Genomic DNA, 19748 nt, shown 5'->3' with positions numbered 1-19748 from the left:
AAACGAAATCATTTATATTATTTCTAAGGAGGAAAAGGAAATGGAAGCTACTGGACAAAAAGGTGGACTTAAAGCAAGAGTCCAGCGTCTCGGAAGTCATTTGTCAGGGATGGTTATGCCGAATATCGGAGGCTTTATCGCTTGGGGTGTTATCACGGCCTTGTTTATCCCAGATGGTTATATCCCAAATGAAGCACTTGCTACATTAGTCGGACCAATGCTTTCTTACTTATTGCCATTATTGATCGCTTATACAGGTGGTAGCATGGTGCACGGACAACGTGGAGCAGTCGTTGGGGCAATCGCAGCAATGGGTGTTATCGTCGGATCAGAAGTCCCAATGTTTATTGGCGCTATGATGATGGGTCCTCTAGGTGGTTGGTGTATCAAGAAATTTGATGAGGCTTTCCAAGACAAGATCAAAGCGGGCTTTGAAATGTTAGTCAATAACTTCTCATCTGGTTTGATTGGTTTTGCACTGGCAGTTTTAGGTTTCTATGCGATTGGACCAGTTGTTGAGTCACTAACGAATTTAATGGCCGCAGGTGTTGAATCAATTATCAACATGCATTTATTACCATTAGCTAATATCTTTATTGAACCAGCTAAGATCCTGTTCTTAAACAATGCAATTAACCACGGAATTTTAACACCACTTGGAATTGAACAAGCAGCTGAAGCAGGAAAATCTGTTCTATTCTTACTAGAAGCAAACCCTGGACCTGGTTTGGGTGTCTTATTAGCCTTTACCTTCTTTGGCAAAGGGGCAGCAAAATCTTCTGCACCAGGTGCAATCATTATCCAATTCTTAGGTGGGATTCATGAAATTTACTTCCCATACGTAATGATGAAACCTCTTTTATTCCTAGCTGTTATGGCTGGTGGGGTTGCTGGAACATTTACTTTCCAATTATTAGGTGCTGGTTTACGAGCTGCTGCTTCACCTGGTTCAATCATCGCCATTTTAGCGATGACACCACCGGATAGCTTGCTTGCTAACTTAGCCGGAATTATTGTAGGCTGTCTAGTTTCATTCTTAGTGGCTATGATTATTATTAAAGCAGATAATAGCGAAGAAGAAGACTTAGCAGCTACACAAGCTGCAGTAGCAGATGCGAAAGCTCAAAGTAAAGGTCAAAGCGCAGTAAAAGCTGACAATCAAGAAATGTTTGGTAATATCAATAAAATCATCTTTGCCTGTGATGCAGGGATGGGTTCAAGCGCGATGGGTGCCTCTGTCTTACGGGACAAAGTTAAAAAAGCTGGTTTATCTTTACCAGTTTCAAATTCAGCGATTAACAACTTGACGGATGATCCGAATGCTTTGATTGTCACCCAAGAAGAATTGCATGAACGGGCTGCACAAAAAGCACCAAATGCAACTTTTGTCCAAGTCGAAAACTTTATGAATTCACCACGTTACGATGAAATTGTTGAGAATTTATCGGCTGAACCAACTGGTGAAAGCGCAAAAAAGCTACTGACTGATGATGTGGTTCAAGGCATCGCTGATTATTCAACGGTTGCTCACATCGTCTTCGGTTATGATCAAACGAAAGGCTCGGCCAATATGGGCGCGACTATCTTAAAAAAATTATTGAAAGAGAATGGTCTAAATTACCCAGTGAGTGTCGTAGCAATCAACGATTTGAAAGATGAAACCACTGCTTTGATCATTACTAAAGATGACGAAACAATCAAGGCGGAGCAGCAAGCACCAAGTGCTAAGCATGTGCCGCTGACCGATTTAGTCGCATCAGAAAAATATGATAAAGTCGTACAAAACTTAAGGAAATAAAGTAGTCTTTTTTACAGAATCGTATTACTCTTAAAGCAGTGAGGATTCTCACTGCTTTTACCCTTTTGAATTATTGGAGGAGATATTGTGTATTTTTCGATTCGTGAAAAAAAGATCCTTTCCCTTTTATTAGATTATCCTAACGGCATCACGTCGGAGGAATTACAAGATATTTTACAAGTCAGCAAACGGACCGTTTATCGCGAAATATCAAGTATTGAAAAAACCATCAAGTCGCAAGATATTCAGATCATCAAACCACGCGGGGCAGGCTACCGGATTGTTGGTGAAACGGTCAACCTAGAAAATTTACGGCAACAATTAGAGGAAAAACAGGCGGAACAATTTACCGACAATGTTCAACGGCAAAGTGCGATCGTTTGTTCATTGCTTTTGCTGGATGAAGTGGAGACGGTGGAGGGCTTGGCGATTGATTTTAAAGTCAGTCCGGCCACAATTACTTCTGATTTAGCTGTGATTGAAAAAAGTCTGATTGATTATCGTTTAGAATTGCAACGCTTGAAAGGTCGCGGAATTCAAATTGTCGGCCGTGAAAAACAGCGGCGTCAGCTATTGGGTAATTTGATTTATAACGGTGTGAGTGAATTTGATTTTTTTCAGTTTATTGATTCGTTAGATGAGCCGGAAATGACGACGGATAACTTTTTTTTGAAGTTATTAAGTCAATCAAGTTTATTATTGGCACGTAGGATTTTTGAACAAATCTCTCAACAGGCTTTTGAACAAGTAACGGACAATCAATTGCAGCGAGTTTTGATTTTATTGGCGCTATCGATTGATCGTATGAAACAAGATCGCTTTGTCGAAGTAGAGCAAGAAAATAAAGCAAAGCCTGAAAGTATGCAGATCGCTAGCCAAATTATGATCAAAGTTGCGACTACTTTAAAAAAAGCAATCCCGCCGCAAGAAGTTCGGTTCTTTGCCTTTCAATTAGAAGGGGTCAACTACAAGAAACCGCAAAATATTTTTATTGATAGTTTTGATGTAGAGCTTTCTTACAAGATCAAAGAGTTAATCCGGCTAGTCTCAGAAGCGACGGAGCTTGATTTTCGTAAGGATGAACAGCTCTTTACTGACTTATCGGCTCATATCTCGGCAGCTTTGGAACGGAACCTGACAGTGCTGCAAAGTGCCAATAATCCTTTATTGCAAAAAATTCGTGAGAAGTATCAAACGTTAGCTGCAGCAATCGTCAAAAATTTGGCAGTAGTGTTTCCTGATCATCACTTTACTGCGGATGAGTTAGGGTATGTTGTGATCCACTTTGCCACTTCACTAGAGCGTCATCCCGGTGGGCGAGCCTTATCAGCGCTCGTCTTGTGTTCCAGTGGAATCGGAACGGCCAGGATCTTAGAGAGTCGCATTCATAAATACTTGACGGAGATTGAACAAGTCCAAGTCGCCAAAATATCGGAAATGAATCAACTGGATTATAAAAGTTATGATTTGATTTTAGCGACAGTCTTTTTACCGGGATTTCAGTTGCCATATAAAGTGATTTCCCCGTTACTATTAGAGGATGAAATTACGGAGATCAAAGAATATATCAAAACGTTACATCCGGATAAAACGATTGAAACAACTGTTGAACCGCTGCAAGAACCTAGCGAAGCTTTTGGTGAAATTTACGAAACGATGCGCGTTGCGAATAACTTATTGCAAAACTTTGACGTTAAAGCGATCCAAGCACAAGAAACGATTGAGCAAACACTTGCAGAAATTATTGAACCCTTGCAAGGAACGATCGTTTCAGATGCACAGTTGGTGACGGAAAAAGTCATCAAGCGCTATTTGGTGGCACCAATCGGGGTTCCGAAAACTAATTTTGCTTTGTTCCATTGCGCGGATAAACATGTCAAAGAACCGCTGTTTACGATTTATGATTTGGATCAGAAATTTCTGATTCAAGGAATGGATAAAAAAAGCATTGAATTAACTCGGGTACTGTTACTACTTGCCCCTGATCCCATGCCAGAAAGTCAGCAAAGTTTATTAGGTAAGATCAGCAGCTCTGTGATTGAAAGTGATTTGAACACGGAAATTTACAAATTCGGCAACAAAGAAATTATTTATCAGTTGTTGAGTTCGTTGTTTGTTAAAGAGATTCGGGAAAACTAGTCAAAGTTTATAGGAGGAAATGATCATGGAATTACAACCAGAAATGATTTTATTAGATCAAGAATACGCCACTAAAGAAGAAGCCATTCGTGCCAGCGGACAATTATTAGTTGAAGCCGGTTGTGTCGAACCAGAGTATGTCGATGCAATGATCGAACGAAACAAATTAGTCTCTGTCTACATGGGAAACTTTATCGCGATTCCTCACGGTACGGATGAAGCAAAACGCTATGTTAAAAAGAGTGGGATTTCAGTGATCCAAGTTCCAACTGGCGTCCACTTTGGTAAAGATGATACCGAAGACGTTGCGATGGTTTTATTTGGAATTGCGGGGATCGGTGACGAGCATTTAGATATCCTACAAAAAATCGCGATTTTTTGTTCAGATGTTGAAAATGTCGTAAAATTAGCAGATGCAAAAACAAAAGAAGAAATTATTGGTTATCTTCAGGAGGTAGAATAAGATGCAAGCAACACATTTTGGTGCAGGAAATATTGGACGAGGATTTATTGGAGAAATTTTAGCGGAAAATGGTTTTGCGATCGATTTTGTCGATATCAATGAAACAATCATCAACGCGTTAAATGAACGGAATGCATACACGATTCAATTAGCGGATGAAAGTCAAAAAGAAATTCATGTGTCAAACGTAGATGGCTTAAATAATCAAACCAATCCAGACGCAGTGATTGCTTCAGTCAGCCACGCGGATATCGTAACAACGGCGATTGGTCCAAACATCTTGCCGTTCATCGCGGAATTAATCGCAAAAGGGATTCAAAAACGTCGTAGTGAGGGCAACACCACGCCACTAGATGTAATTGCTTGTGAGAATATGATCGGCGGCAGTCAGTTCTTATTTGAAAAAGTTCAAACTTTTTTATCTGCTGAAGATATGGACTACGTGGAACAATACATTGGTTTTCCGAATGCGGCGGTTGACCGGATTGTGCCAATCCAACATCATGAAGATCCTTTATTCGTATCGGTTGAACCCTTCAGTGAGTGGGTAATCGATGCGACCCAAAGTAAAAATAAAGAGCTTCGCTTAGAAGGCGTCGAATATGTCGAAGATTTAGAACCGTACATTGAACGTAAATTATTCTCAGTTAATACGGGGCATGCGACGGTTGCTTATACTGGCGCATATGAAGGTTATACGACGATCGATGAAGCTATCGCTGATCAACGTGTGTTGGATAAATTACGCGCGGTACTTGGTGAAACTGGTAGCTTATTAATAAATAAATGGAATTTCGACGAGGAAAAACACTTCGCTTATATCGATAAAATAGTTAGCCGTTTTGAAAATAAATATATTTCAGACAGCATCAGCCGAGTTGCTCGGACCCCAATCCGTAAATTAGGTTATGACGAACGTTTTATTCGGCCAATTCGGGAACTGAAAGAACGCGGTTTGGCTTATACGAATTTAGTGGATGTGGTAGCGATGGTCTTGAACTATGATGACCAAAACGATGAACAAAGTGTTGAGTTACAAGACTTGCTAAAAGAAAAAGCAGTATTAGAGGTTATTCAGCAAGTGACTGGCTTAAAAGATGACGAATTGATCGCAGAAATTGCGGCAAGATATCAAAAATAATCTTTACGATCTGAGGCTGTGACAAGTTTTTTGTCATAGCCTCTTTTTGCGATGGGTAGCTTTAAAAAAGTATTAGCCGCAAGAAACAGAGTTAAATCTATCCCCGATTCGACTACAGGTCAGGTACGAATATTTTTGAGTGGCGGATAGACTTATGGCTTTACGCTTGTCATAAAAAGGCGGATAATTAAAGAAGTATTAGGAATGAGAATTTTATTTTTTTGGTCTAGACTTTTTTATTGTAAAATTTTGGAGATGGTGTTAGAATTGGTGTATACCAAAACAACAAAGGAGCGTTTACCCATGAAAGTAATTCGTGTGAAAGATGCCAATGAAGGCGGAAAAAAAGCATTTGAAATCATCAAAGATGGAATGGAAAATGGCGCAAAAGTATTAGGTCTAGCAACTGGTAGCACCCCTGAAACTTTATATAAAGAAATGACTTCTAGTGATTTAGATTTTTCAGAGATGACTTCTGTTAACTTAGATGAATATGTTGGTCTAGCAGGCGACGATGTTCAAAGTTACCGTTACTTTATGAATGATCAATTATTCAACGAAAAACCATTTAAAGAAACTTTTGTACCAAATGGTAAAGCAGAAGATTTGGAAGCTGAATGCAAACGTTACGACGGCGTAATTGCGGATCATCCAATCGATTTGCAAGTGTTAGGAATTGGTCGCAATGCCCATATCGGTTTCAACGAACCAGGCACACCGTTTGATGTGACAACTCACGTGGTTGAATTGACAGAATCAACAATCGAAGCGAACAAACGTAACTTTGATAAAGTTGAAGATGTCCCAACACGCGCTTTATCAATGGGGATTGGCTCAATCATGAAGAGCAAAAAAATCTTATTGATGGCATTCGGTACAGATAAAGCTGACGCAATTAAAGGTATGATTGAAGGTTCAGTAACTACTGACGTTCCTGCAAGTGTTTTACAAAACCATGCTGACGTAACTGTGATCATCGATGAAGACGCTGCAAGCAAATTATAAGAATTAGATTTTAAACGTCGGGGATTTTCCTCGGCGTTTTTTTGTCTGCTTGCTTCTTTTTCAACCTTTAGCTATAGTGGAAGCAAAACGGAACAAAGGATAGGGGAAACCATGCGTTTAGATAAATTTTTAGCAGAAGTTGGTTTAGGCAGTCGCAAAGAGGTTAAACAACTGATTAAAAAGGGCCAGATCACGGTCAATCAACAAGTCGAAAAATCAGATAAAAAGCAGATTGAGCCAGAAAAAGATGTGATTGAATTTCAAGGGGAGCGGTTGAATTATCAAGAGTTCTATTACTATCTCTTACATAAACCAGCCGGCGTAGTGAGTGCAACGGAAGATCCACGAGATCAAACGGTGATGGATCTATTTTCAGTTAAAGACTTCCGGAAAGATCTTTTTCCGGTCGGACGATTGGATAAGGACACGGAAGGGTTATTGTTGATTACCAATGATGGTAAACTGGCACACGAATTATTGTCACCGAAGAAACATGTGGAAAAAGAATACTTTGCGAAAGTCAGCGGCACGATGACAAAAGAAGATCAACAACGCTTCCTCGCAGGAATTATGATGGAGGGTGAATTAACCTTGCCAGCGAAATTGATGATCGATGAAGTGAGCGAAGAAACGTCTAAGGTTCGGATTATCTTGCAGGAAGGGAAATTCCACCAAGTTAAACGGATGGTCAAAGCTTGTGGGAAAGAAGTGACCTATTTAAAAAGAATCCGAATGGGTGGATTGACCTTGCCGGAAGACTTAACTAAGGGAAAGTATCGGCCGCTAACAGTGGACGAACTGTATCGCTTAAAAGGTTAAACAACGCTTTTTTTATACTGCAAGAACAGAAATTTCATAGTGAAAATAGAATGGGGAGTGGGTACACAAAATGGATTTGAAATTATCTGTTTATGAAATTATGTTACGCTTATTTTTAGCCATGATCATGGGTGGCGCTATTGGGATTGAACGAGAATATAAAAATCGACCGGCGGGGATTCGAACCCATATCTTGGTCTGTATGGGGGCCACGATCATTGCATTGATCCAAGTGGAGATCGCAGATCAAGCGCTACGCTATGCAGCTGCTAAACCAGAATTTGTAGGTGTCGTCCGGGCAGACGAAGCCCGTTTGATCGCGCAAGTTGTTAGCGGAATCGGTTTTCTAGGTGCTGGAACAATCATGGTCAGTAATCGTTCAGTCAAAGGCTTGACCACGGCGGCTTCGATCTGGGCGGGTGCTGGCTTGGGGATCGCAATCGGCATGGGGTATTACACAATTGCAATTTGTAGTTTTGTGGGGATTATGTTGGCTTTAACTGTAGTAAAACGAATTATTAAGATAAATGCGATTAAAAAGCTGGAAATTCGCTACATTCATCGTGAGGCAACCAAAGAATTTATTATGAATTATTTTGATAGTAAAAAAATTGAAGTAGAAGATGTCGATTTTGACGTGGATTTCATGGATGATTATCGGATTTACACCAATGTTTATACGATCGATTTACCGCGGGGAATGAATTACACTGATGTGATTGAAGACCTGTCAATGTATAAGAACATTACCAAGCTTCGACTGATCAATGTTTAAAAAAGAAAGAGGTGTGACAAGATAGTTGTCACACCTCTTTCTTTTAGTCTAATCCAATTAAATAATCGTCATCTTTCATCGCTTCGACGTGGCCTAACAAGTAGCCATTGCCGACTTGTGAGAAGAAGTCATGGTTGCTGGTCCCAGTCGAGATGCCGTTCATGACGATCGGATTCACATCATCTGCGGTATCAGGGAACAGCGGGTCCATGCCAAGATTCATTAAAGCCTTATTGGCGTTGTAACGTAAGAAAGTCTTCACTTCTTCTGTCCAGCCGATTTCATCGTACAATTCTTCTGTGTAGCGTTCTTCATTTTCGTACAATTCGTATAATAAATCATACATCCAATCCTTTAAGCGTTCTTGTTCTTCTACTGTTTGTTCATTGAAGCCGCGTTGGAATTTATAACCGATATAAGTTCCATGAACAGATTCGTCGCGGATGATCAATTTAATGATTTCGGCAACATTGGCTAGTTTATTATTCCCTAAATAATAAAGGGGTGTATAGAAACCGGAATAAAAAAGAAAAGTTTCCAAAAAAACACTGGCAATTTTCTTTTCTAACGGTGTGCCATTTTTGTAGATCTCATTGATCCGTTCAGCTTTTTTTTGTAAATATTGATTGGTATTGGTCCATTCAAAGATTTCATCGATTTCACTCTTCGTATTCAACGTACTGAAAATCGATGAATAGCTTTTCGCATGGACAGATTCCATGAATTGGATATTGTTTAGTACAGCTTCTTCATGGGGAGTCCGCACATCATTACGCAGCTGATCCATACCACTTTCAGATTGAACGGTATCTAGCAAAGTCAAGCCGCCAAAAACGTGTCCGACCACATTTTTTTCTAAAGGGGATAGTTTGCGCCAATCATCTAAATCGTTGGACAAGGGAATCCGCGTATCCAACCAAAATTGTTCTGTTAATTTTTCCCAGGTTGATTTATCGATGACGTCTTCGATTTCATTCCAGTTAATGGCTTCATAATAAGTTTCTGCCATGGATTTTCCTCCTGCTTCTTAGTAAAATAGTTTCTCCTGCACACGAATCCCTCTCAAGGAACGCTTGAGAGGAATAACGTAATTAAATGACACAACTTTCACATTGATTTGAACCAATTTCTTCAGCATCATCGGTAAAAGTCCGCACATAATAAATTGATTTACAGCCCTTGTAGAAGGCGTAGTTGCGTAAAATATTTAGATCGCGTGTCGTTTGTTTGGTTTCGTTTTTCCATTCGTACAAGCCTTCTGGAATTTCGGAACGCATAAACAAGGTCAAGCTCATTCCTTGATCGATATGCTGTTGAGCGGTTGCGTAAACATCGATGACTTTCCGCATATCCATATCATAGGCAGAAGTGTAATAAGGCAAAGTTTCATTATTCAAATAAGGTGCTGGATAATAAATTTTACCAATTTTCTTTTCTTGTCGTTCTTCAATCAAACGAGTAATTGGATGCAAGCTGGCACTTGTATCATTGATATAAGAAATCGAACCATTTGGGGCCACCGCCAAACGATTTTGGTGATAAAGCCCATCCTTTTGAACAGCGTCTTTCAAGTTTTGCCAATCTTCAGAGGTCGGTACAAAAATATCTTTGAAGATTTCTTTGACTTTCGCTGTTTTTGGCACGAATTCGCCGGTTGTGTATTTATCAAAATACGAACCATCGGCATAAGCCGATTTTTCAAAATTATGGAAGGTCGTTTGCCGTTCTTTGGCTAAGGCGTTACTTTCCATTAATGTCCAATAGTTCAATAAAGTGAAATAGATATTGGTAAAGTCAATTGATTCTTCGGAGCCATATTCCATTAGATGTTTGGCGAAGAAGCTGTGGAGGCCCATCGCACCTAAACCAATCGTATGGTTCAATTTATTGCCGTTTTGAATCGAAGGAACCACATCGATATCTGACTCATCGGTAACAAAGGTCAAAGCCCGCACCATCGTGCGTACGGATTGTCCGAAATCAGGACTTTCCATCAAGTTAACGATATTGGTTGACCCCAAATTACATGAGATATCGGTACCTAGGACCTCGTATTCTTGCCGACCATTGATGATCGAGGGTGTTTGCACCTGTAAAATTTCGGAACATAGATTACTCATCACGATTTTTCCGTCAATTGGATTAGTTTGATTAGCAGTGTCAATATTGATGATATAAGGATAACCAGATTCTTGTTGCAATTTAGAAATTTCATTCTCAAGATCACGTGCCCGAATTTTTTTCTTGCGAATATTGGGATTTGCAACTAAATTGTCATATTCTTTCGTGATATCGACATAAGAGTAAGGCACGCCATATTCACGTTCAATGCCGTAAGGACTGAACAAATACATCTCTTCATTTTTACGAGCCAGCTCATAAAATTTATCTGGGACGGTTATACCAAGCGAAAGCGTCTTAACGCGGATTTTTTCATCGGCGTTTTCTTTCTTGGCGGATAAAAACATCTCAATATCGGGATGGAAAACATCTAAGTAAACCACACCGGCTCCTTGCCGCTGACCAAGTTGGTTAGAGTAGGAGAAGCTGTCTTCGAACAATTTCATGACGGGAACGACACCGCTTGCGGCCCCATCGTAGCCTTTGATCGGAGCACCTGCTTCACGTAAATTTGAAAGATTGATCCCTACGCCGCCGCCGATGCGTGATAATTGCAAGGCGGAGTTAATGGACCGGCCGATGCTGTTCATATCATCGGTAACTTGGATCAAGAAACACGAAACTAACTCCCCACGGCGTTTGCGACCGGCGTTCAAAAAGGAAGGGGTGGCTGGTTGGTACCGTTGATGGATCATTTCGTCGGCCAAAGAGAAAGCTAGCTCTTCATCGCCGTCAGCAAAATAAAGGGCATTAAAAGCGACCCGATCTTCATAACTTTCTAAATATTCCGTGCCATCATTATTCTTTAAGGCATATTGTGAATAAAATTTATAAGCGGCCATAAAGGATTTGAAGGTAAAGTTTTGTTCCGCTAAATAAGCATATAATTTTTCAATAAAAGCGGGAGTATATTTAGCGATAAAATCCGCTTCTAAAAAATCTTCTTCTATTAAATAGTCGATTTTTTCTTGGACCGAAGCAAAAGCACGGGTATTAGGTTCAACGTTTTCTTTAAAAAAAGCAGCTAAAGCTTCTTTATCTTTATTTAGTGGGATCTGTCCATCTACTGGACGGTTAATTTCGTTGTTTAGTCTGAAGTAAGATACTTCACCTAAGTCTTTTAAACTCATCTCGTCACATCTTTCCTTTTTCTGTCTGCCTATGAAGCGCTCCGAACGGGGAAACGCGTGTAATAAATATCTATATAAAATAAAGAAGAAACTTTGCAATCATGGATCGCAAAGTTTCGAAAAACGGTGCTCTAGAAATAGCTTTCGTCACGACCGCTTAAATTACGCTAAGGCTTTCAATTGATCTGGTCGGAAACCGATGATGGCTTGTTGACCACCAAAAATAACTGGGACACTTTGGAAACCTTGATCTTTTAGAAAACTTAGCGCTTCGGGTTCATGATCAATATTGACTTCTTCAAATGAAATTTGATTATCAGTTAAATAACGTTTTGTCATTTTGCATTGCATACAATTATTTTTAGAATAGACTTTTACCATAAGACTGCCTCCCTTGATTTCTACAATTACTAGTATAAAAGATGTGGGGGAAAAGTCAATTGTTTGATACCATATATTGTGGTGCTGTTTTTTTTGTATACTATGTTTTGTGTTTTTTGGAAAAACATTGAAAACAGATAGCCTCAAAGAAGAATCCCTTTACTAAATTATAAAAGTAGGACTTTGATGTTTTTTAACCCATAAAAAGTTTTTTTAATAACTAAAAATAGAATGATCTTGCAAATAAATCAATGATTGTCAAACAATTTGCTCAGGAATCGATAAAAATTGTCGACCATTTATTGACTTTGTTGATAAATGAAGCTATTCTTAGTGAGAAAGATTCTCATTATTAATTAGAGTGAGAAAAAGTGTTTAAAAGTTGATAGTAAGGTGGAGAAGTACATGACAACTTTAGCAGATGTTTCATTGAACCGAGTCGTTCAAATATCAGAAATGGCTTTAGAAAATGATTTAAAACACCGGCTACAAGATTTGGGTATGATTGTTGGTTCGAAAGTTGCTGTTGTAAATCATTCTGGTGATAACGGAATTATTTTGTTACATAATACCCGTTTAGCGTTATCACAATCTTTATTAAAAAAGATACTTGTGAAAGAGCTAACGGAAGACCAAGAAGCGTGGGTCTCATTGGATCAATTAAAAGTCGGAGAGCAAGGGGTCGTCGTAAATGTTCATGGCAGTGGCTCGATTAAAAGGCGTTTGATGGATATGGGATTGACGAAAGGGACAGAAATCAAAGTAGTAAAACTGGCACCTCTAGGTGATCCGATTGAACTGCGGGTTCGCGGATATGAGCTAAGCTTGCGAAAAAACGAATCAGAGATGGTGGTCGTATCAAAGGAGGCAAAATAGATGGAAAAGATACATATTGCTTTGGCAGGAAATCCTAATAGTGGAAAAACGAGTACCTTCAATGTTTTAACCGGCACCAATCAGTTTGTAGGAAATTGGCCGGGAGTTACAGTTGAGCGCAAAGAAGGGATCTATAAAAAGGATTCTGAAGTAATCATTGATGATCTACCGGGAATCTATTCGCTTTCGCCATATTCGCCGGAAGAAGTCGTAGCACGGGATTATTTGCTTTCTGGTACGCCAGATGCGATTGTCAATATTGTTGACGGTACCAATCTTGAACGGAATCTTTATTTGACGACACAATTGATTGAAACGGGGATTCCGGTAGTCGTTGCAGTGAATATGATGGATATCATTAAAAAAAGTGGCAAGCAAATCAACTTGGAAAAACTTGCCTATGCACTAGGCGTTCCAGTAGTAGGAATAAGTGCTTTGAAAAATTGGGGTTTGGATAAAGCAGTTAATGAAGCTTTGCATCTAGTGAAAAAAGATGTGGAGGAAATCAATTTTCCCCATTATGATAAACGTTTAGAAGCAGCATTGAGTGAAATCGAAGAAGTATTAGGCAGCACAGCGGTGGCTAAATACAGCCGTTGGTATAGCTTAAAATTATTTGAACGTGATGAACGGGCACAAAATGACTTAGATTTGAGCAAGATTCAGCAAAAAGAACTACAGGAGATCATTAAGATCACTGAAAAAATCTTTGGTGAAGATGCTGAAAGTTTAGTGATTAACGAACGTTATAACTTCATTACTAATTTAAAAACTTTATGTGTGGTGGATGAAGATCAATTTAAGCTATCGATCTCAGATAAAATTGATCGGATCGTTACCAATCGTTTCTTAGCATTGCCAATTTTTGCGTTAGTCATGTGGTTGATTTACTTCATTGCGATCCAGACGATTGGCGCAATGGGAACTGATTGGGTAAATGAGAATTTGTTCGGCGATATCGTACCGAATTTCGTCAGCTCGACACTTCAGTCATGGAATGTTGCTGAGTGGATGCAGAACTTGATTTTGGATGGGATCATTGCTGGTGTAGGTGCCGTTTTAGGCTTCTTGCCACAATTGATGGTGCTGTTTCTGTGTTTGGCTTTGTTGGAGGATTGTGGCTATATGTCACGGATCGCTTTTGTGATGGATCGAATTTTTCGTAAGTTCGGTTTATCCGGCAAATCGTTCATTCCCATGTTGATCGCAACAGGTTGTGGCGTTCCGGGAGTAATGGCTAGCCGGACGATTGAAAATGAAAAAGACCGCCGGATGACCGCTATGTTAACGACCTTTATGCCCTGTTCAGCTAAATTACCGATTATTGCATTGATTGCGGGAGCGTTTTTCCCAAATAGTAGCTGGGTAGCCCCTTCGGCTTATTTTGTGGGAATGGGTGCGATTGTCTTATCAGGAATTGCTTTGAAAAAAACCAAACTGTTTGCCGGCGATCCAGCGCCCTTTATCATGGAGTTGCCGTTGTATCACATGCCGCGGATTGGTAATACGATTCGTTACACCTATGATCATAGTAAAGCTTTTGTGAAACGTGCGGGAACAATCATTTTTGTTTCTAGTATCGTGATCTGGTTTATTTTCAGTTACAATTTCACATTCCAAGCAGTCGATGAGAACGATAGTATTTTAGCGGCTTTAGGCGGGGTGATTGCACCATTGTTTGCGCCATTAGGTTGGGGCGATTGGCGGGGAGCTGTCGCAGCAATCACTGGTTTAGTCGCTAAAGAAAATGTGATTGGAACGTTTGGAATTTTATACCGTCATGCGGAAGTAGCTGAAGATGGTGTAGAAATCTGGAAATCATTGCAGGCAGCCTACACACCAATTGCCGGTTATTCTTTCTTAGTTTTCAATTTACTCTGTGCCCCATGTTTTGCTGCGATTGGTGCGATTCATCGCGAAATGGCGGATATTAAGTGGACTTGGCGTGCGATCGGCTATCAATGCGGATTAGCCTATGCGGTAAGTTTTATTGTTTATCAATTCGGCCATGTGATCTTTGAAAAGGGGACAATTGGAATTGGCTTTGTTTTAGCGGCTCTAGTCTTGGCAGTGATGACTTATTTTGTTGTCAGAAAACCAGTCAAACGAACGCCAACTATTACGATTGAAGAAATCAAAGAGGTGAAAGAATGGCAACTATAATATTGAGTGTGTTGATCTTTGGTGGAGCCGGTGTGATTGTCTATCGGCGAATTAAAAATGGAAATTCTTGTGAGGACTGCGGAACTAGCTGTCCAGTCAAAGAAGAACAGCATAAACATTAAACAGAGAACGCTAGCGAACTTCGCTAGCGTTTTTTTGTTTGCGAACCAAAAAAATATATCAAAATTATTGACAATGGTTCGGTACCGAACTATAATAGCAAACGAATTAAAGTTCGGTACCGAACTTTAATGACTAATGAGAATCGTTACCCTGTTTCAGTAATTTTTCACGAGTTGGAAAATAGCTGGGCCTGTAACGGAAAAGATTAAAAATGAGGAGATCTTGATGATGAGTGAATTTACTAAAGACTTGATGCGTCAACTGCGTTTTATTAGCTCTGCCAGTAATGCTTTTATGAGCAAACGGCAAAAATTGAATGGGCAACAACGGGTTTTAGCGATTTTGGCAAAAGAAGATGGCTTGATTCAAAGTCAACTGGCTGAAATTTTAGATATTCGACCAAGTTCTTTGGCTGAATTAATGAAGAAGATGGAAAAAAGCGGCGATGTGATCCGGAAGGAAGAGGAACACGATAAACGAATCAAACGAGTTTTTCTAACGGCAAATGGTCAGCAGAAAGCTCAAAAATTCAGCTATGCAGGAGAAGATATGAGTGAAACTTTCTTTGCTGGATTGAATGAGCAAGAGCAAGAAAAATTCAGCGAATACCTACAAAAGATCGCTGCCGGTTGGCAAGAAGAATTTCAAAAACAAACGGGGCGCTTCGTTGATCCAATGGATCGTCTGCGACAAATGCAAGCATTGCGGGATCAATTTGCTGAAAACTGGCAAGAAGATTGGCAACACCTGTCACGAGAAGAACAACATCGGATGCGCAATCGAATGAAACGTGAAATGCGCAACGCTTCCCGCGATTTTTCCCGGAATTTTAAACATGATTTTCGGCCAAATTTTTGGGACAATCGTGATTGCTTTGTAGAAGTAGATAAAAGTGAACAGCCAGAAGATACGGAATGGGAAGATTTTTAGAGAGGGAAGGAACCAAAGATGGATCGAGATATCAGTTTGGCGGAAGAACGCCCAACAGCGAAAAGCAACTATAAAATGAAAGATTTTATTCGATTGATCATGAGTGTCAATCCCAAAAAAGCCTTATTTATTATCGGCTTATTTTTAAGTTTATTAACTAGTGGAGCGAGTTTGATCGTCCCGCAATTGACGAAAGGTTTGATCGATACTAGCAAATTAGCCCAGATCGATAGAAAAATGTTGCTCGTTTTAGTTTTAGCGTTCGTTGCCCAATTAGCTTTTGGCGCGATTGGAAGTTTTTTACTCCGTTTCGTGGGGGAAAGTGCGGTCAAGACATTACGGGAAAAATTATGGAGCCATCTTTTACAGCTGCCGGTTGACTATTACGATGATCATAAATCAGGTGAGAGCAGTTCACGATTAGTCAATGATACGACAGTCATTAAAGATTTAGTGGCCACGCAATTTCCCAACTTTATTACTGGCGCGATTCAACTAGTCGGCTCAATGATCATTTTGTTAGTAATGGACTGGAAGATGGCGGCTATGATGTTTTTAGCGGTACCCATCATGGCTTTGATCATGCTGCCGATTGGTCGCGTGATGTCACGTTTAGGTCGTCAATTGCAAGCTGCAACGGCCGATTTTAATGCCGAAGCCAGTGAAAAGTTATCTGAGATTCGTTTGATCAAATCCAGCAATGGAGAAAAGTTTGAGAAAAAAAGCGGCGGCTCGTTGATTAATAAGATTTTTAATTTAGGAATCAAAGATGCAAAAGTCGAAGCTATGTTGCAGCCAATTATTACGACAGTTATGCTAGGTTTATTCGTTGGAATTTTGGGTTATGGGGCAGTCCGAGTTCAAGCAGGGACATTAACTAGTGGTCAATTGGTCGCTTTTCTACTGTATCTATTTAATATCATGATGCCAGCAGCCAGCTTTGCGATGTTCTTCTCCCAAGTCCAAAAAGCGATGGGAGCAACTGAACGGATCGAACAAATTTTGAAAACAGACTTAGAACCAATTGAAACAGGAAAGGAGATTGACGTGTCGGGTAAAACGATCAAAGCTGAAAATCTTTCCTTCCAGTATGTTTCCGACCGTCCGATTTTGAAAAATGTCTCCTTTGAAGCAAAACCCAACACGGTGATAGCTTTTGCTGGACCAAGTGGCGGTGGTAAATCCACTATCTTTGCTTTGTTGGAGCGTTTTTATCAACCGACAAGTGGAAGAATTAAGATTGGATCTGACACAATCGATGAAGTGGGGCTCACAAATTGGCGCTCACAAATTGGTTACGTTTCGCAAGACAGTGCTGTTTTTGCCGGCAGTATCCGAGAAAATTTGCAATATGGTTTGGATCGGACGTTGACGGAAGACGAATTGTGGCGGGGGTTAGAATTAGCCTACGCAGATCAATTTGTCCGGGATTTCCCTGAACAGCTCGAAACGGAATTAGGTGAACGCGGAGTCAAATTATCTGGTGGACAAAAACAACGAATTGCGATTGCTCGAGCTTTCTTACGCGATCCGAAGATTTTGATGCTGGATGAAGCAACTGCCAGCTTAGATTCACAATCAGAAGAAAAAGTTCAACGGGCTTTGGATCAATTGATGGAAGGGCGGACAACTTTAGTAATTGCCCACCGTTTATCGACGATTGTTGATGCAGATCATATTTATTTCATTGAAAAAGGTGAAGTGACTGGGCATGGAACGCATAGTGAACTGATCGCTAGCCATCCGCTTTATGCACAATATGTTCAGGAACAAGTAGTAAACTAAAAGAACGCGTCCAGCAAAATTTTGCTGGACGCGTTTTGAGCTATTCATAGGAAGGCATGCTTTGTTCATAAGCGGTAATTTCATTTTCGTATTGCAAGGTGATGCTGATGTCATCCAATCCATTGACGAGTTTTTCTTTCCAAGTTGGATCAATTTGAAAAGCAAAAGAAGCATCGTTAGTGACAATCTCTTGTTTTGGCAGATCAATGGTGATTGCCTGATCAGCCGGAAGTTGACTGAGAAAATGACGAACAGATTGATCTGCTCGAATCGGTAGCAAGCCATTTTTTAAGGCATTCATATAAAAGATATCACTATAACTGCCAGCAATTACGGCTTTAAAACCATAATCTTGAATCGCCCAAGCAGCATGTTCCCGGGAAGAGCCGGAGCCAAAGTTTTCACCCGAGATTAAAATTGTTGCCGTTTTCCGATCGGGAGCATTCAAAATAAATTCAGGATTCGGTGAACCGTCCTCCAAAAAACGCCATTCATCAAAAAGATGTTTACCAAATCCGGCCTTATCAACTTGTTTTAGGAAACCTTTGGGAATGATCTGGTCGGTGTCAATATTATCATTCATTAAGGGAACTGCTTTTCCAGTATAAATTGTAAATTTTTCCATTAGTTAACCTCCTTATAGATAGTAAAGTATCTATTTTCATAATTTGGATCATTTTACTAATAAAGTCATCGATTAATTGGAAGTGACTGCTTTACGGCTGTCAACAAAATTTCCATGGATCGCGGCCAATGCGGCCATGACAGGACTGCATAGATGTGTACGGGCATCTTTTCCTTGGCGCCCTTGGAAATTTCGATTAGAGGTTGAAGCACAATGGACACCAGCAGGTACACGATCCGGATTCATCCCTAGACACATTGAACAGCCGGGCTCGCGCCACTCAAAGCCAGCCTCAATAAAGATTTTATCTAAGCCGAGTTTTTCTGCTGCTTTACGAACGGGGCGTGAGCCTGGAACAACGATCGCCGTCACATGATCATGGACCTTCTTCCCAGCCACGATTTTGGCAGCTTCCTGTAGATCTGAGAGGCGACCATTGGTACAAGAGCCGATAAAGACATAACCGATCGGAATATCAGCTGGAGTTTGCCCCGGCTGCAGTTCCATATAGTCATAAGCTTGTTGGAGATCAGGTGAAGTGATTGCTGGGAAAGTACCGTCAAAAGGGACACCCATTTCAGGGTTGGTGCCCCAAGTAACGAAGGGCACTAGTTCATTGACGTCCAATGTTAGTACTTTATCGTATTGAGCATCTTCATCGGTATATAGTTCTTTCCAGTCATGGATCGCGGCGTCCATATTTTTAGGGGCAAATTCTCGGCCGGCTACGTATTCAAAAGTTTTTTCGTCTGGCGCGATCAAACCGATCTTAGCTCCACCTTCGATTGCCATGTTACAAATAGTCATGCGTTCCTCCATCGAAAGCTGCTCGATCGTTTCACCACAAAATTCTGCACCATAACCAACCCCAAAATCGGTTCCATATTTAGCGATTAGTGCCAAGATAATATCTTTAGCATAGACGCCCTTTGGTAATTTACCACTAATTTTGATTCCCATATTTTTCGGTTTATTTTGCCATAGTGTTTGGGTCGCAAAAACATGTTCGACTTCGCTAGTACCAATCCCAAAAGCTAAAGCGCCAAAAGCACCATGAGTAGCGGTATGGGAATCACCGCAGACGATTGTTTTCCCCGGCTGTGTCAGGCCAGTCTCAGGCCCTACCATATGCACAATTCCTTGGCGTTCACTGCCATTATCACAAAGCTGTACACCGAATTCTTGACAATTATCACGCAAAGTATCAATTTGCTTCTTAGCTACGAGATCCGTGAAGTTGAAAATGTCAACAGTTGGTGTATTATGATCCATCGTTGCGAAAGTCCGTTCGGGATGACGCAAGGTTCTTCCGGCTTCACGAATTCCGGCAAATGCTTGAGGAGAGGTGACTTCATGAATCAAATGTAAATCAATATAAAGCAATTGAGGCGCGCCTTCTTCACCGTGAACAACATGGCGGTCCCAAAGTTTATCAAATAGTGTTTTTCCCATAGGTTTGAACTCCTTCTTCTAA

General features: G+C 40.4%; 17 protein-coding genes. 12 read left to right on the top strand and 5 right to left on the bottom strand.

The annotated features are described in order from the left end of the window. Positions 1-40 precede the first annotated feature (40 nt). From EP1_RS03235 to EP1_RS03205, 7 genes are all read left to right on the top strand, one after another. On the top strand, positions 41-1798 hold the full coding sequence (locus EP1_RS03235) for a PTS mannitol transporter subunit IIBC (RefSeq protein ID WP_067623346.1): 1758 nt from the start codon (positions 41-43) through the stop codon (positions 1796-1798). Between the two features lie 87 nt (positions 1799-1885). Beyond that, positions 1886-3937, top strand: coding sequence for a BglG family transcription antiterminator (locus EP1_RS03230; protein ID WP_067623344.1), 2052 nt, complete (start codon positions 1886-1888; stop codon positions 3935-3937). A gap of 25 nt (positions 3938-3962) precedes the next feature. After that, complete coding sequence (locus EP1_RS03225) at positions 3963-4400, top strand: PTS mannitol transporter subunit IIA (protein ID WP_067623342.1); 438 nt, start codon at positions 3963-3965, stop codon at positions 4398-4400. 1 nt (position 4401) lies between these two features. After that, positions 4402-5541, top strand: a complete 1140-nt coding sequence (locus EP1_RS03220; RefSeq protein ID WP_067623339.1) for a mannitol-1-phosphate 5-dehydrogenase — start codon at positions 4402-4404, stop codon at positions 5539-5541. Between the two features lie 303 nt (positions 5542-5844). Beyond that, complete coding sequence (gene nagB, locus EP1_RS03215; RefSeq protein WP_067623338.1) at positions 5845-6546, top strand: glucosamine-6-phosphate deaminase; 702 nt, start codon at positions 5845-5847, stop codon at positions 6544-6546. A gap of 111 nt (positions 6547-6657) precedes the next feature. Next, positions 6658-7365 (top strand): pseudouridine synthase, encoded by a 708-nt coding sequence (locus tag EP1_RS03210; protein ID WP_067623337.1) that lies wholly within the window; start codon positions 6658-6660, stop codon positions 7363-7365. 70 nt (positions 7366-7435) lie between these two features. After that, a complete protein-coding gene (locus tag EP1_RS03205; protein WP_067623336.1) occupies positions 7436-8140 on the top strand; it encodes an MgtC/SapB family protein in 705 nt (234 codons plus the stop codon). Positions 8141-8183: 43 nt separating this feature from the next. Here the strand turns inward: EP1_RS03205 and nrdF are convergent, their stop codons facing one another. The 3 genes from nrdF to nrdH all read right to left on the bottom strand — a co-directional run bounded on the left by nrdF (position 8184) and on the right by nrdH (position 11772). Beyond that, positions 8184-9149: a class 1b ribonucleoside-diphosphate reductase subunit beta gene (nrdF, locus tag EP1_RS03200; RefSeq protein WP_067623333.1), complete on the bottom strand. Its 966-nt coding sequence runs from the start codon at positions 9147-9149 to the stop codon at positions 8184-8186. A gap of 82 nt (positions 9150-9231) precedes the next feature. Next, complete coding sequence (gene nrdE, locus EP1_RS03195) at positions 9232-11391, bottom strand: class 1b ribonucleoside-diphosphate reductase subunit alpha (protein ID WP_067623331.1); 2160 nt, start codon at positions 11389-11391, stop codon at positions 9232-9234. 162 nt (positions 11392-11553) lie between these two features. Then, the gene (nrdH, locus tag EP1_RS03190) at positions 11554-11772 is read right to left on the bottom strand and encodes a glutaredoxin-like protein NrdH (RefSeq protein WP_067623328.1); all 219 of its coding nucleotides are present in this window, start codon (positions 11770-11772) and stop codon (positions 11554-11556) included. 405 nt (positions 11773-12177) lie between these two features. Between nrdH and EP1_RS03185 the strand changes: the two genes are divergently transcribed. From EP1_RS03185 to EP1_RS03165, 5 genes are all read left to right on the top strand, one after another. Beyond that, entirely contained in the window at positions 12178-12648 is a 471-nt protein-coding gene (locus EP1_RS03185) for a FeoA family protein (RefSeq protein ID WP_067623325.1), read from the top strand. Beyond that, positions 12649-14811 carry a ferrous iron transport protein B gene (gene feoB, locus EP1_RS03180; protein WP_067623322.1) on the top strand — a complete coding sequence of 721 codons (2163 nt, stop codon included), beginning with the start codon at positions 12649-12651 and terminating at the stop codon, positions 14809-14811. Beyond that, entirely contained in the window at positions 14799-14933 is a 135-nt protein-coding gene (locus EP1_RS13415; protein ID WP_115872729.1) for a FeoB-associated Cys-rich membrane protein, read from the top strand. The genes feoB and EP1_RS13415 overlap by 13 nt, the downstream gene beginning before the upstream one ends. A 229-nt stretch (positions 14934-15162) precedes the next feature. Continuing rightward, on the top strand, positions 15163-15864 hold the full coding sequence (locus EP1_RS03170) for a MarR family winged helix-turn-helix transcriptional regulator (RefSeq protein WP_067623316.1): 702 nt from the start codon (positions 15163-15165) through the stop codon (positions 15862-15864). Between the two features lie 18 nt (positions 15865-15882). Continuing rightward, positions 15883-17649 (top strand): ABC transporter ATP-binding protein, encoded by a 1767-nt coding sequence (locus tag EP1_RS03165; RefSeq protein ID WP_067623313.1) that lies wholly within the window; start codon positions 15883-15885, stop codon positions 17647-17649. Between the two features lie 40 nt (positions 17650-17689). On the opposite strand, the gene leuD is transcribed toward EP1_RS03165, so the two are convergent. Further along, positions 17690-18274 carry a 3-isopropylmalate dehydratase small subunit gene (gene leuD, locus EP1_RS03160; RefSeq protein ID WP_067623310.1) on the bottom strand — a complete coding sequence of 195 codons (585 nt, stop codon included), beginning with the start codon at positions 18272-18274 and terminating at the stop codon, positions 17690-17692. A 72-nt stretch (positions 18275-18346) separates the two neighbouring features. Beyond that, a complete protein-coding gene (gene leuC, locus EP1_RS03155) occupies positions 18347-19726 on the bottom strand; it encodes a 3-isopropylmalate dehydratase large subunit (protein WP_067623307.1) in 1380 nt (459 codons plus the stop codon). Between the last annotated feature and the right edge of the window lie 22 nt (positions 19727-19748).

This window comes from Enterococcus pseudoavium NBRC 100491 (assembly GCF_001544295.1).
Lineage (GTDB): Bacteria > Bacillota > Bacilli > Lactobacillales > Enterococcaceae > Enterococcus_A > Enterococcus_A pseudoavium.
Note: the sequence above shows the minus strand (reverse complement) of the source record. Positions and strands in the feature narration are given on the sequence as shown.